This is a genomic window from Paenibacillus sp. FSL R7-0210 (assembly GCF_038009085.1).
GTDB lineage: Bacteria > Bacillota > Bacilli > Paenibacillales > Paenibacillaceae > Paenibacillus_AQ > Paenibacillus_AQ silagei.
In genome coordinates this window covers 4,403,931-4,418,849 of sequence record NZ_JBBPAR010000001.1, presented here as the reverse complement: position 1 = coordinate 4,418,849, position 14,919 = coordinate 4,403,931, and the positions used below count along the sequence as shown (strand labels likewise).

Annotated in this window: 10 protein-coding genes; 9 read left to right on the top strand and 1 reads right to left on the bottom strand. The window is 55.7% G+C overall.

Going from position 1 to position 14,919, the window contains the following annotated elements; all coding sequences use genetic code 11:
* Positions 1-37: 37 nt before the first annotated feature.
* The 9 genes from MKY64_RS18870 to MKY64_RS18830 all read left to right on the top strand — a co-directional run bounded on the left by MKY64_RS18870 (position 38) and on the right by MKY64_RS18830 (position 12,885).
* Positions 38-1,426 carry an FAD-dependent oxidoreductase gene (locus tag MKY64_RS18870; protein ID WP_340955007.1) on the top strand — a complete coding sequence of 463 codons (1,389 nt, stop codon included), beginning with the start codon at positions 38-40 and terminating at the stop codon, positions 1,424-1,426.
* The gene (locus MKY64_RS18865; protein ID WP_340955005.1) at positions 1,360-2,616 is read left to right on the top strand and encodes an SGNH/GDSL hydrolase family protein; all 1,257 of its coding nucleotides are present in this window, start codon (positions 1,360-1,362) and stop codon (positions 2,614-2,616) included. Before MKY64_RS18870 ends, MKY64_RS18865 begins: the two co-directional genes overlap by 67 nt.
* Before the next feature lie 872 nt (positions 2,617-3,488).
* Positions 3,489-4,496 carry a glycoside hydrolase family 130 protein gene (locus tag MKY64_RS18860; RefSeq protein WP_340955004.1) on the top strand — a complete coding sequence of 336 codons (1,008 nt, stop codon included), beginning with the start codon at positions 3,489-3,491 and terminating at the stop codon, positions 4,494-4,496.
* A 445-nt stretch (positions 4,497-4,941) separates the two neighbouring features.
* A complete protein-coding gene (locus MKY64_RS18855; RefSeq protein ID WP_340955002.1) occupies positions 4,942-6,750 on the top strand; it encodes a cache domain-containing sensor histidine kinase in 1,809 nt (602 codons plus the stop codon).
* Positions 6,751-6,753: 3 nt separating this feature from the next.
* Positions 6,754-8,385, top strand: coding sequence for a response regulator (locus MKY64_RS18850; RefSeq protein ID WP_340955000.1), 1,632 nt, complete (start codon positions 6,754-6,756; stop codon positions 8,383-8,385).
* Between the two features lie 171 nt (positions 8,386-8,556).
* On the top strand, positions 8,557-9,945 hold the full coding sequence (locus MKY64_RS18845; protein ID WP_340954998.1) for an ABC transporter substrate-binding protein: 1,389 nt from the start codon (positions 8,557-8,559) through the stop codon (positions 9,943-9,945).
* Positions 9,946-10,053: 108 nt separating this feature from the next.
* Positions 10,054-10,956 (top strand): carbohydrate ABC transporter permease, encoded by a 903-nt coding sequence (locus MKY64_RS18840; RefSeq protein WP_076079689.1) that lies wholly within the window; start codon positions 10,054-10,056, stop codon positions 10,954-10,956.
* Positions 10,957-10,970: 14 nt separating this feature from the next.
* Complete coding sequence (locus MKY64_RS18835) at positions 10,971-11,807, top strand: carbohydrate ABC transporter permease (protein ID WP_036725647.1); 837 nt, start codon at positions 10,971-10,973, stop codon at positions 11,805-11,807.
* Between the two features lie 70 nt (positions 11,808-11,877).
* Positions 11,878-12,885 carry a glycoside hydrolase family 130 protein gene (locus MKY64_RS18830; RefSeq protein ID WP_340954995.1) on the top strand — a complete coding sequence of 336 codons (1,008 nt, stop codon included), beginning with the start codon at positions 11,878-11,880 and terminating at the stop codon, positions 12,883-12,885.
* 644 nt (positions 12,886-13,529) lie between these two features.
* Here the strand turns inward: MKY64_RS18830 and MKY64_RS18825 are convergent.
* The gene (locus MKY64_RS18825; protein WP_036725643.1) at positions 13,530-14,732 is read right to left on the bottom strand and encodes an ROK family protein; all 1,203 of its coding nucleotides are present in this window, start codon (positions 14,730-14,732) and stop codon (positions 13,530-13,532) included.
* Positions 14,733-14,919: the final 187 nt, after the last annotated feature.

Sequence of the window (14,919 nt, the reverse complement as noted above, 5' to 3'; positions counted from 1 at the left end):
GTGAAGCTACGCTATCAAAACTTTTAGGAGGATAACAATGAATTACGGACATATTACAGTACCGCAGGCAGAGGTGCCGGTCTCCCGCGAGGTGGATGTGTTGGTCATCGGCGGCGGGGCGGCAGGGATTGCCGCTGCCATCTCGGCGGCCGAAGGCGGGGCGAGCACCATGATCGTGGAGCAGCGCGGGTATCTGGGCGGAATGGGAACCGTGGCGCTGGTGCCTGCCTTCTGCCCCTATACGGACAAGGTCAAGCCGATTATCCGCGGCCTGGGCCTGAAGCTGATGGAGCGGATGAAGCAGGCCTGTGATCCGGGCTATCAGGAGGAATACCGCGAACAGCTGGACTGGGTGCCGATTGATCCTGAAGTGTTGAAGCGCGTCTATGACAATGCGGTACTGGAGAGCGGTGTGACGCCGCTGTTCCACACCTTTGTCTACGATGTAGTGCGGTCGCCGGACGGCCAGACCATAGAGGGCGTAATGATTGTCAACAAATCCGGAAGATCCTTCATCCGCTGCCGTTATATCATCGACTGCACCGGGGACGGCGACATTGCTGCCCTGTCGGGTGTGCCGTTCCAGAAGGGGGGCGGAGACGGGGAGCTTCAGCCTGGCAGCATGTGTTATCTGCTGGCGAATGTAGACCGTCCAAGATTCAGCCGCTTCCTGGCGGAGACCGGAGATACAGGTCAATTGCACCGGACGGTGGAGCAGGCCATCCTGGAAGGAGCGCTGCCGGAAGGCCGCAAATCGATCTCCGGCCTGGCCTGGGTGAGCGATCAGCTGGTCGGCGTTAACTTCGGCCATGTGTTCGGGGTGGACGGAACGAAGGCTGAGGACCTGACACGCGGAGCCATTGAAGGCCGCCGGACGGTGCTGCGGCAGCTTGAATTCTTCCGCAAGTATGTGCCGGGCTTCGAACAGGCGCATCTGGTGGCAAGCGGAGAGCAGCTTGGCATCCGGGAGACGCGGCGTATCCAGGGCGATTATACGCTGACTGTGGACGACTTCGTGGCCGCGCGTTCTTTTCCTGACGATATAGCGCGCAATGCCTACTATATTGACATTCATCTGGCGACAAGCAAAAGTGATATGACCTTCAATCATCTGCCGCCGGGAGTCTCCCACGGGGTGCCTTACCGGGTGATGCTGCCGGTGGGCATCCGCAATCTGTGGGTGGCGGGACGTTCGGTGTCCTCGGACCGGGCGGTGCAAGGCTCCCTGCGCGTCATGCCGAACTGCTTCTCGATGGGCCAAGCCTGCGGCACAGCAGCAACGCTTGCACTCCGGGACGGCACGGACTCCCGCAGTATCTCGATTCCTGAGCTTCAGCAGCGTCTGCTGGAGCAGGATGTGTGGCTCGGGGAGAATTTCGTTCCGGGGGCGGCGGAGCAGGATGCGGAAGCGGGGCAGGCGCAGTGAGCGGCGCGGAGAATGTGAAGAGCGTGAAGAACGTGGAGAGCGTGAAGAGCGCGGAGAGTGTGAAGAGCGTGAAGAGCGTGAAGAACTTGGAGAACGTGAAGAGCGCGGAGCGAACGGAGAGTGTGAAGAGCGGGAAGAGCCTGGAGAGCGGGAAGAGTGTGGGGAACGGGAAGAACTTGAAGAACGTAAGGAGCCTCCCTTTGCTGGAGGATTGGTTTCATGGGGCGGTCTCACTGGAGCACCGGCAGGAGGGGATCAAGCCCTGGCGGATTCCGTTCCGGGACTATGATCTATATCCGCCGGATGGGATCGGCGGCAAGGCGGAGATCTGCTCCGGTATCCGGCTGCGGCTGACCACCGATTCCGGGGTCCTTCTCCTCTGGTTTGAACCGCTGGCGGAGGAGGCTTCGCTGGATTGCGTTGCTGACGGCCGTCTGGTCCAGACGCTCAGGCTTGCTGCGGGGGCTGGAGAGGCCCGCTTCACCGGACTTCCCCCTGGTGTGAAGGAGCTGGAAATCTATCTGCCGCAGAACACCGGCATGACGATCAGCGGTCTCGCGATTGATGATAATGCTGTTGCCGAACCGCTGGCAGATCGGCGGCCCCGCTGGGTGACGTATGGAAGCTCAATTACCCAGTGCGTAGCGGCTTCTAGCCCGTCGCGCACCTGGCCGGTGATCGCCGCCGGGGAGATCGGCTATCACTTGACCAATCTAGGCTTCTCCGGCAACTGCCTGATGGAGCCGATGGCGGGCCGGCTGATCCGGGATCTGCCGGCTGACCTGATTACCTTGTGCGTCGGTGTGAACATCTACGGCGCAGTGTCCTCCAGCCCGCGGATGTTCAAGCCGCTGCTGATCGGTCTGCTGGAGACCATCCGGGAGAAGCATACAGAGACACCTATGGTTGTCATCTCGCCTATTTACGGAACGGAGCGTGAGACAGAGGAGAATCCGCTCGGCTTCACCCTGCCGCTGATGCGCCGGGAGATCGCGGATACAGTGACGCTGCTGCAGGCGCGGGGAGACCACCATCTGCATTACCTCGATGGGCTGGAGTGGTTCGGCCCATCGGACGGAGAGCTGCTGACCGATGGTCTGCACCCCGGTCCCGAAGGCTATGAGTTGCTGGGTAGCCGCTTCAGCGGCAGACTGGCGGCTGCGCTTCAGGGCGGAATGCTGCACCAGTAGAGCATCAACTTTAAAATTGTAAGTTGAACCTCAGGGGTGTTAAAGGCTGAGCATGAACATCAAGCTAGATGTTGGGCTGATCCTGCACCCGTTACCGCTTTCTGCTCTTACATTCAAGTAGGTGATTGTATTTCCTGCAATAGAAAATGGATTACTGGCCGTAAAATGAGATTCTATTGTATTTCATACAGTAGAATGTTGTGTTTTGGGTGAAAACTGGCCTTTGTTCCACATTCAATTGTACGGAATACAATAGATTCACTTTCGAAGTCTTTTTTACAGTATTCTAATGTACAAAATGCAGTTACTATCGTTCGAGCGCCTAAGCATCCGAATGACTGCTGCGCGAATGAGACGCTGGCTCGTTAAGGTCCGGTAATGGTCCCATATTCACAATATTAAATCTGATGCTGCACCAGTAGAGCATCCAATCTCACTCTGAGGGTTTGCTATGACCCGATTAAGTACCAGCAATAGGCTTAAGTGTATTTTGTACAACTAAATCTTCTGATGTACCGCTGAATATGCATTTAGTTGTATTTCATACATTTAAACTGGCATCCCTACCTGGGTTATCGCCCATTCCGGCAGATTTAGTTGTACAAAGTACAGCTAGAAGAGGCGAACCTTTCTTTTCACGGTTTTTAGATGTACAGAATACAACTATCGCCGAATACTCGGTTCAAATGCAACTTTAACGTTACCATAATTATTAACTAAATTCAGTCCTTGTGCTCTATGCTCTACTAGCTGAAAATGGAAGATTTCATGTGAACATTTTATAGATTAACTATGCAAGATGATGCATAATAGGGGATGCAAAGACACTGATTACGCTTTCATCTATTAACTTACAGAGGGGAATCTGCACAATGAACGATCTGACAACAGGAACGCTGACTTCAAGTCCGGTGATGGTCCGGCATCCGCTTAACCCGATTCTGAAGCCTTCTGATGTACCCTATGGACCGGCGATGGTATTCAACGCCGGGGTGACGAAATTCAAGGGCAGATATGTCATGGTGTTCCGCAATGATTACGGGGATGAGAGCAAGGGAATCGTGGCTCCCCATCATACTACCAATCTGGGGCTTGCCTTCAGCGATGACGGCGTCCATTGGGAGGTACAGCCGGAGCCTTGCTGGTCCTGGCATGATGAAGAGGTGGTCCGGGTGTATGACCCGCGCCTGAGTGTCGTCGGAGACCGCTGTTATATGTGTTTCGCGGTTGATACGCGCCACGGGCTGCGCGGAGGGATCTCTGTTACTGACGATTTCCGTTCGTTTGAAGTGTTAAGCCTGTCGCTGCCGGATAACCGCAACATGGTGCTCTTCCCGGAAACCATCGGAGGCAAGTATGTAAGGCTGGAGCGCCCGCTTCCGGTCTACAGCCGGGGCGGCCGGGACCGCTTCGATATGTGGATGAGCGATTCCCCCGATCTGAAGTACTGGGGGAACCATAAGCTGCTGCTGGCCGTGGAGCAAGTGGCTTATGCTAACGATAAGGTAGGTCCAGGTGCGCCTCCGGTGAAGACGGACAAGGGCTGGCTGACCACCTTCCATGCGGTGGACCTCGACCCTGCCCGGGGCAAGAACGGCTGGGAGGACACCTGGAAGAAGCGCTACACTGCCGGAATTATGCTGCTGGACCTCGAAGATCCGAGCAAGATTATCGGCCGGGCGGAAGCCCCGCTGCTGGTGCCGGAGGCGGCGTATGAAACTTCAGGTGGCTTCCGTAACGATGTCATTTTCCCCGGCGGGATGATCCTGGAGGACTCGGGCGAGGTCAAAATCTATTACGGTGCAGCCGATACGGTGGAATGCCTGGCCACGGCCCATGTAGACGATCTGCTCAGGCTTTGCCTGGAGGAAAAAAAGTGATAATTATATAGATTGAACTAAAAAATTCAAGTTAAGGGAAAAGTGGCGGAGGGGAATTTTGGAACTGGAGGAGCGGTAGCGTCCGCCTGAAAGCTTTCCGCAGGAAAGCTCGCATCGTAAGCATCAGCAGTCTGCGGATTACAACCGTTAAAAACGGGATAAATCAAGAAATCTGCAGAAGGGCAGTGGCCGGAAGTCCAAAACTTCTCTGGAGTCACGGTTAATCCTAAAACCCAAAAATCATTAGTTCAATTTATATAGACCGGTTATATAGGCAGGGGGCCTTCCGTTATACGGGGGGCCTCTTGCCTATGTACATATGCAGCGGAATCCGCTGAAATCTCACGCCCTATCTTGACGCCGGGCCGGAGCAGCCGTATCGTACAAGTGACAAGAACCGATAACCAAAGGGAGGTACAAGGTACATGCTTCAGAAGGAAAAGCTATGAATACATTCACAGCCTATGGCCGCAAGCTCGGGCGGCAGATCGCCGGCAGGTATTACCGGATATCCATCAAACAGAGGATTTTGTTCTCGTTCATCGTACTGATCACGCTGTCCATCGGTGCAATGGGCACCTTCTCATATTGGATTGCCGCGCAGGAGATCGAGGATAATGCTTACGCCGGCAGCCGGGAGACCGTAAGCAAAACGGCCCAACTGCTGGATTCCCGCCTAAATGATGTAGCGCTGTCTGTACAGTCCCTGATGCTGAGCGATGCGTACCGCAAGATGATGCTCGATGTGTTCAGCCATGATGTGTCGAATTACTATGTACACCTGTCCGATCTGCAATATGTCCTCTCTCAGGCAATGTTCAATCAGCCGATCATTGAGAGTGTGCTGATCGTAACCCCGATTGGCGATTTCTATCCCACTACGCAGATCCGGGCCCAGGACAACTCGTTCTACGGCTCGGAATTATATGATCTGAGCAAGGAGCAGCCGGGCGGCTACTGGGCCAAAGGACATTATGACCGGTTGTTTACAGGCAGCCAGAGGGTGGTCTCCTTCGTAGTCCGGGGAATTTATGAATACCCTTACACGCCGATCAGCAATGTATTTATTGTGGTCAATATCAGGGAGAACCGGATCGATGAGCTGCTGAATACAGGCGGAGAACAAGCAGGGAGAAATTATTATCTGGTGAGCGGGGAAGGAGAAGCTGTCGTGGAGTCCCGCTGGCCGTTCCGGGGCAGGTTCCCCTGGAAGCCGGTGCTTGCAGAAGCCGGGAAAGCGGCCGATCCGCAGGATCACTACTACAGCTATGGCGGCAAGGAATATCTGGTGAATTATACAAGCTCAGCCGTATCACACGACTGGATCATCTCCGGCATGCAGTCGCGGGACCAGCTGCTGGGCAAGCTGCAGCGGGTGCAGCGGATCACCCTCTATGTCATCGTTGTTTTCCTGCTGGCGACCTGGCTCATTTCGAATAAGCTAACATCTGTACTGCTGAAGCCCCTGTTCAAGCTGCGGCGGCTGATGCGCAGAGTCGAAGAGAACCAGCTCAGTGTGGTGTATGAGAGCCGTTATGAGGATGAGGTTGCCCAGGTCGGCTTTCAGTTCAACCGGATGATGTCGGAGATTAAGACGCTGATCGCGGATGTGAAGACCAAGGAGGAGGGCAAACGGCATGCAGAGATCCGTGCCCTTACGGCGCAGATGGAGCCGCACTTTCTGTACAATACGCTCAATACCATCTATTGCAAATCGGTCATGGGCGAGAATGACGATGTAAATGAGATGATCCTGTCGTTGTCGCAGATGTTCCAGATCGGACTCAGCGGCGGCAAGGATCTGATTACCCTTGCGGATGAGCTGTCCCATATGCGGCAGTATTTCGCCATTCAGCAGAAATGCTATGAAGGTCTGTTCGAATACACGGTGACGGTAGAGGACGAGGCCCTGCTGTCCTGCCTGCTGCCGAAGATTATCCTGCAGCCGGTGGTGGAGAACAGCATTCAGCATGGCTTCAGCGACCGGACCATAGGAGGCAGGATAGACATCACGGTCAGCCGGGAGCAGGGGATGCTGCATATTTGCATTACCGACAACGGACGGGGACTTGATGCTGCACAGGTCAAGCAGGGGATGGCCACGGCTCCGCAGTCGAGGAAAGGTTATGCCCTGTTCAATATCAGGCACCGGCTGGCGCTGTATTACGGGGATGAAGCCCGTATGGATGTGGGCGGAGAGCCAGGTAAGGGATCACGGACGGATCTGTGGATTCCGCCTAGGGAGGAGAGTTGAAGGATGGAACGGAAGCTGGAGCCGGAAAGGTTCAAATTATGTGTAATCGACGATATCAAAAGTGTGGTGGAGATGGTCTCGCGCAAGCCGCCGTGGCAGGAGTACGGTATTGAGGTCGCCGGTACGGCGCTTGACGGCGAAGCGGGGCTGCAGATCATCCGCGAGACCCGGCCGGACATTGTGCTGACGGATATCCGGATGCCAAGAATGGACGGCCTGCAGATGACCCGGGCGATTCTGGAGGTGCTGCCGGACTGCAAGATTATTATTCTCAGCGCCTACTCGGAGTTCTCTTATGCCCAGGAAGCGATCCGGCTGGGGGCACTTGATTTCGTGAAGAAGCCCTTTTCCCTGGAGGAGATTGTGAATGCAGTGCTGAAGGCCAGGGAGCTGTGCCGGGAGGAGCGTCAGGAGACGGCCAGACTTGCTGTGATGGAGGCGAGAATCAGGGAAAGTCTGCCTATTCTCCGCCAGGAATATCTCACCTTCCTGCTGCACCACCAGACGACAGAGACAGATGCCCGTTCCCGCTGGGCCTATCTTGATATCCCGCTGGACCAGCATGATTTCTTCGTGTTTGTCGCCGAGATCGATCATTTCGCGGAGAAGCTGAGCGGCCAGCCTGTGCAGGAGGTCGAGCTGCTGAGGTTCAGCCTGCACAATATTCTCGAAGAGACGATTTCCGCCTGGACCCGCGGCATTATTATCCGGGAGGCGACAGACCGGTACGTCTGCATCATGAACGGCTCGGACCCGGAGACCGCCGCGTTGATTACGGAGGCCTGCTGCACGAATGTAAGCCGCTTCTCGCGTCATACCATTTCTATTGGCGTGGGGCTGGGCACGGCGGCGATTCAGGGGCTGGGTACGGCGTACAGGCAGGCGCTGAGCGCCCTGGGGTATCATTTCTATACCGGGGGCAACGGGGTATATCATTACAGCAATATCGAGAATAAACCACTCTCGCTTCACAGCTATTCCGCCGCCGCCGAGCAGGAGCTGCTGTTCGCCCTGCGTTCCGGCAATTCCGCCAAAAGCCTGCAGGTGCTGGACCAGCTGTTCGCGGAGCTGCTGGACAGCGGGCTGTGGCCTGAGCCGCGTTATGTGGAAAGTGTCGGCTATGAGCTGAGCTCCAGGATCTGCCGGGTCCTGCTGGAGCAGTTCCCTTACGGGCAGGTGGAGCCGCTGGAGCTCCGAATTTCCGCCCTGAAGAACCAGATGCATCCTTCCCTGCAAGATATCCGGGACCTGCTGTCCTGGCTGTGCCGGGAGGCCTGTGCGCTGGTTACGGAGGCCCGTTCTCTGGAGTCCACACGGATTATCCGCCAAGCCGTCGAATACATCCATGGTCATCTGGACACGGGGCTGTCACTGGAGCAGATGGCGAAGCAGATTAACCTTAGCCAGGGGTATTTCTCCAATCTGTTCAAGAAGGTGCAGGGAATTTCGTTCCAGCAGTATGTGATGCATGAGAAGATGGAGAAGGCGAAGGCGATGCTGATCAGCGGCCGGCAGGTTCAGGAGATCGCCCAGGATCTCGGGTATGAGCACAGGCGCTATTTCAGTGAGGTATTCAAGAAATATACGAGCATGACTCCGTCGGAGTTCAAATTGCATTATATTGGAAAAGAATAGCAATCAGCAGGGGAGGAATTTCCGCAGGGCGGAGATTGCCTCCCCTGTTTGTATACAACTCCTACAGAAATCTGCCCTTAATGTGGGCTTACCCGCCTTATCTGAATCCGCCTATAGAACTATAATCAAGTTGTAAGCGAATACAGCAGGGTATATAAGGGGGCACTACCAATGATGAAGCGTACGCTAATGACATCTCTGAGCCTGGTCCTGGCACTCGGCTTGGCAGCCTGCGGCAATGGTAACAGCGGCGGCGGCAATGCAGCTGAAGGCAAGGGAGAAGGGGCGAAGGCCGGTTCGGGGGAAAAAACTAAAATCAGCTATTGGACAGGCGACCGCCACGATGCGGATTTTATAAAGGAGAAGGTAGCCGAGTTCAACGCATCCAATCCTGACGGGATTGAAGTGGAGCTGGTCGTCAAGGGCGATGACTTCGATACCGCACTCGATCTGTCCTTCCAGACCTCGGATGCGCCGGATGTGATCCGGGCGAAGGAGAATACCATCCAGACCTTCTACAAAAAAGGCTTTCTCGCTCCGATTGACGAGTTCCTGAGCGATGAGATGAAGACGAAATTCCCGGCCATGCCGGATCTGAATGAATTTGACGGCAAGCGTTACAGTCTGCCGAACTACGGAACGACCATGCGTCTGGTGTACAACAAGGATCTGTTCGCCAAAGCGGGCATTGAGCATCCGCCGACTACCTTACAGGAGCTGGTGGATACAGCCAAGAAACTGACCGAAGCCGGCAAAGCGGACGGCGCCTACGGCTTCGCCCTTAACTTCAAGAATCCCGGCAGTGCGTTCGCACGTTCAGCGCGGGTGGTTGCGGAGATGAGCGGCTATGGCGGCTTCGGGTATGATTTCAAGACGGCCCGCTATGACTTCAGCGGCTTCGAGCCGATCATCAATGCTTTTAAGCAGATCAAGGACGACGGCAGTATGCTGCCGGGTGTAGAATCGCTGGATATTGATCCGCTGCGGGCGCAGTTTGCGGAAGGCAAGATCGGAATGTACATGTCCTACTCCTCGGAGCCGGGCGTCTACAAGAATCAGTTCCCGGCCAAGATTGACTGGGCGGCCGCTCCGGTTCCGACCATCGACGGCAATGTGAAGGGGGCTTCCGGCTTCCTCGGGGGCCAATGGCTGGCGCTCAGCTCGAAATCAGAGCACAAAGAAGCAGCCTGGAAGTTCATGGAGTTCATGTACGGCGATCAGGTGCTGACGGATTATCAGGAAAAAGGCTTCGGCATCTCCATGGTTCCGTCCATCAGCGCAGCAGCCAAGACACCGGATGTGAACGGCATCGAAGGCTTCCTGCCGAACAAGTACGATGGAGTGTGGCCGGTCTATCCGTCTGTAGCACCGGAAGGGATGAAATCGGATGACGCCTTCTTCAAATATATGCTGAATGGCGGCGACCTGAAGGCGATTATCGCTGATCTGAACAAACGCTATAATGCTGCACTGGACAGTGTAATTGCGAATGACGGCGTGAAGGCCGAGCCGGATGCAAGCTTCGATCCCGCCGCTCTGGGCGGCAAGTTCGCCAAATAGACAAAAGGTTAGGGATAGAGATATATAGGCCGGGATAGCGGGGGATGAGGGAGCAGCTTCCTCATCCCTCTGCTCTGGCCGTAAAGGAAAGGAGCCGGAAGAAACCAGATGAACAAAACAAAACATGCCTTATTTTCATACAGCTTTATCTTTCCAAGTGCCTTGCTCACATTGGTCCTCGGGATTTACCCGATTGCCTGGGCGTTCCGCTATATGTTCTATGATTACAAAGGGTTCGGAACGGCGCGGTTTACCGGTCTGGCCAATTTCAGCCGCATTCTGAAGGACACCCAGTTCTGGGATTCGGTGGTGAATACATTTGTTTATGCAGGCGGCAAGCTGCTGATCACCATTCCGCTGGCCCTGCTGCTGGCCGCCATATTGAACCGGGGGCTGCGGGGCAGACAGCTGCTGCGGGGGATTTTCTTCATGCCGACCGTCATCAGTACTGCCGTAATGGCTGTAGTCTTCTTCACGATTTTCAACTCGTATAACGGAATTCTCAACCAGTTCCTGATCCGCTCAGGCATCTCTGATTCCGGTGTCGATTGGCTGGGGCCGAAATATGCCATGCTCACTGTCATCCTGGTTGCGGCCTGGGGGGCGGTCGGCAATTACATGCTGCTCTTCCTCGCCGGTCTGCAGAATATTCCCGAGGATGTGTATGAGGCCTCTTCTCTGGACGGGGCAGGGAAAATTCAGCAGTTCCGCTATGTCACCCTGCCGATGCTCGGGCCTGTCATGCAGATGGTTATTATGCTGGCGATCATCACAGCCCTGAAGGGCTACGAGAGCATCATGGTACTGACTGAAGGCGGTCCTGTAGGCAAGACGGAGGTCATGTTCCTGTATTTGTACAAATTATTTTTCCCTGTCGGCGGGGGCAGCGCGGCGGTTCAGGTCCAGGAGTTCGGATACGGCAGTGCGGTCGCCTTTGTGTCTGCGGTCATTGTAGGGATGATATCACTCATTTATTTCTACGCATCCAGACGCATGAATCAGACCGATTGAGGAGAGAGGCTATTATGAGACTAAGAACCATACTGGGCAAAATCATCCTGTGGATTTTTTTGCTGACCGTTGCATTTGTCACCCTGATTCCGGTCGTGATCACCATCCTGGGCTCCTTCAAGACCAATGCTGAGCTTACTGCGGGAGCGACTTTCCTGCCGGAGAGCTGGCACTTCTCGAACTATGCCGAAGCCTGGTCGCAGGCGAATTTCTCCAGATATACGCTGAACAGCCTGATGGTTTCTCTGGCGGCAGTGGTCGGCACGCTTCTGGTATCATCCATGGCGGCTTATGTAGTGGACCGGATGGATTTTGCCGGCAAAAAATTGTATATCGGACTGCAATCGTTCACCATGTTCGTGGCTGTAGGGGCGGTTGTGCTGCGTCCGCAGTTCGATCTGATGGTTAAGCTTCATCTGCACAACAGCCTGTGGGGCGTTATATTGATTCTGATCTCCGCCCATGCTTCGATCTTCTTCATTCTGTTCAGCTTCATGAAGGGGATTCCCCGCGAGCTGGACGAGGCGGCGCTGATCGACGGCTGCTCTCCGGGCCGGACCTTCTGGCGGATCATTCTGCCGCTGCTCGGACCCGGACTTGGCGTTGGTGCCCTGTTCACCTTCCGCGGCGCGTGGAATGAATATCTGCTGCCGCTCGTGTTCACGATGACGAAGCCGGAGCTGCAGACGCTGACCGTCGGGCTGGCGAACCTGAAATACGGGATTTCGGCCGCTTCCCAGACCCACTACATGATGGCGGGCGCCTGCTTGTCCATTCTGCCGATTCTCGTCGCCTATCTGTTCGCCAACAAATCCTTCATGCAGATGACCGCCGGTTCCCTGAAGGGGTAGCTGTACGGCTCTGCACAGACTATAGACAACATGAAACAATCAACATTCAACATTTAAGGAGGTACACCCCATGACACTACACATTCCGGCGATTCTGCAATCCGCCCCGTTCATCCGGCGGTATCCGGGGAATCCGGTGCTGGATGCAGCGAAGGTTCCTTACCCCACCGCACTGGTATTCAATGCCGGTGTAACGAAATTCAACGGCAAATATGTGATGATCTTCCGCAATGATTACGGCTCACTGGCCGATCAGACGCTTGAGCCGCACCACACCACGGATCTCGGCATTGCCTACAGCGACGACGGGCTGAGCTGGACCGCCAGCCCGAAGCCGGTGTTCAAAATGCACGATGAGGAAATTATCCGTGCTTACGACCCGCGCCTGACAGTGCTCGGCGGCCGTTGTTATATGTGCTTTGCCGTGGATACACGCCATGGCATCCGCGGCGGAATTGCCGTCACCGATGATCTGGAACACTTCGAGGTACTCAGCCTGTCCACACCGGACCTGCGCAATATGGTGCTGTTTCCCGAGCTGATTGGCGGCAAATACGTCCGGCTGGAGCGTCCCTTCACGGTGTACAGCCGCGGCGGCCGGGATCGTTTCGACGCCTGGATCTCCGAGTCGCCGGACCTTGTGCATTGGGGCAACTCCAGCCTGCTGCTCGCCGTCGAGCAGGTGCCGTTTGCCAATGACAAGGTCGGTCCGGCCGCGCCTCCCGTCCGGACGGACAAGGGCTGGCTGACCACCTTCCATGCGGTGGATGTAGACCCGGCCCGGGGCAAGCACGGCTGGGAAGACACCTGGAAGAAGCGCTACACCGCCGGAATTATGCTGCTGGATCTGGAGGACCCCCGCAAGGTAATTGGCATGAGCAAGCAGCCGCTGCTGGCACCGGAGACGGATTATGAGATTGGCGGGGGCTTCCGTAATCATGTGATTTTCCCCGGAGGAATGATTCTGGAGGATGACGGTGAGGTCAAGATCTATTACGGCTCTGCGGATACGGTAGAATGCCTGGCGACTGCGCATGTAGATGATCTGCTCCGGCTCTGTCTGGAGCCGGGGGAATAGATGGAGCTGGAAGCTGGCTGAAGGAGGGAATGAGGAGCGGTAGTGGTGGGATGGTGCATAAAGTGCAACAATGGTAGCTTAATAGGAGCGACTTGAGCGGAGAGTGTGCATAAAGTGCAACAATTCTAGTACGATAGTAGCAACCGTGGGCAGAATGTGCAAAAAGTGCAACATTGCAGCTCAATGGGAGCGACTTGAGCGGGGAGTGTGCTTAAAATGCAACATTTCTAGCTCAATTGCAGCGACCGTAGGCAGATTGTGCATAAAGTGCAACAATGCAGCCCCATAGGAGCAGCCAGCGCAGGAATCCTGCACAAATTGCAACAACACAGATCCAATTAGCACCGGTTCGCCGAAATTCCTGCAAAATCTGCAACAATAGCTCCACAGCCAGTAACCAATGTAGAGAAATCCTGCAAAAGGTGCAACCTTGCCGGAACCCAGCCAAACCCGCTAACTGAAAGCGGGCGTTGGGGCGGGAATAAGATGTAAAAGTGCACCTGAATTGGCCGAAAGTTGGCGATGGGTGAGAATGAGGTGTAAAAGTGCACTTGAGTTCAAGTTGGCGTTGGGCAGAGTAAGGTGCAGAAGTGCACCTTATCCCGGCCTAAAGCAGGCGCAGGGCGGGAATGCGGTACGCCCTCTCAGCTCGTCAACTGGTGCAGCACCAGAGCACATGCGCCTGTTGCGACAGCACGCTCGCCCAGGCTGCTCCGGGTGAAGCGGACGTTATATTGTCCGCGGTAATAGGTCCGCTCCAGCGCGATCCGGGTGGCAGTCTCGTAGAAATCTGCGGCCAGGAACAGCGGGCCGCCGAGGATGACTTCCTCCGGGTGGAGGATGTTAATCAGGTTCGCCAGTCCGATGCCGCAGGGTACGGCCATCTCTTCAAATAACCGGACCATCACAGGATCGCGCTCCCGGAGCGCTTCCAGCAGATGGACGAATTCCAAAGCCTCCGCATGCTCTGCCAGAGCACGGAGGCTTGTGCTGCTGTCCAGCCGCCAGGCCTCGCGGGCCTGTCCCTCCAGCGTCCGGACCGACACATAGCTCTCCCAGGCCCCGGCGTTGCCGCCGGGAAGCTGCGGCGGTACTCCCGCGCGGTCAATGATCATCTGCCCGACCGCTCCCTCGGTATCGATTATGCCGTAGAGCAGCCGCCCATCGTTCATAATAGCGGAGCGCAGGCCGATTCCGGCATGGAGATAGAGAAGGTGCTGCTGCATCCGGTTGCTGCCGGCCCAGTATTCGCCGAGCAGTGCCGTATTGGCTCCATTATCCAGATAGACAGGCACCCCCAGGCGCTGCTCCAGCTGTTCCTTGATATGTACTTGTGACCAGCCCTCTGCAGGAAAACGGGCCGGATTCAGGATAACTCCGGCTGTGCGGTCCAGCGGACCAACCGCGCCGATGCCCAGACCGGCGACCCGGCTAAGCTGGACAGAGGCTGCGTCAAGCATCTGTAAGCCTTGTCTGTGGAGCGACTCCATTAGAAGCTCGGGGGTAAGCCCTGCATCCATGCTCCAGGTATGCTCGCCCAGCAAGCGCAGATGAAAGTCTGTCAGCACAAGCTTGGCATGGGTACGGGAGATCTCCAGCCCCAGCAGATAAGCGTAAGATGGATTCGTCTCATAGAGGGTAGGGCGGCGTCCTCCGGTGGATTCGCCGAAGCCGACCTCAACCAGAAGCTCCTGGGACAACAGTTCATCCAGGATGCGTGTTAACGTGCTTATGGTCAGTCCGCTTTCGTCCAGCAGGGTCTGCTTGGAGACGGTACCGTGTTTTCTGACCGTGAAATAGATCTCTCTGGCTTTGGGATTGGCGATGATTTCATGAATAGGCAGCACAGATGGTTCTCTCCTTATGAAAAGACTATACCTGACGAATGGACTACATCTGCTTCAACAATGACATAAAAAGCAGGGTGCCGCAACTATCACAAGGAGAGTGTAAGCGCCATTTCGAATATGTAGCCGCTGCCGGGGAGAGACACAGGACGGTCAGGCAGCATATGAGGATAAGCAGGCGTTAGTG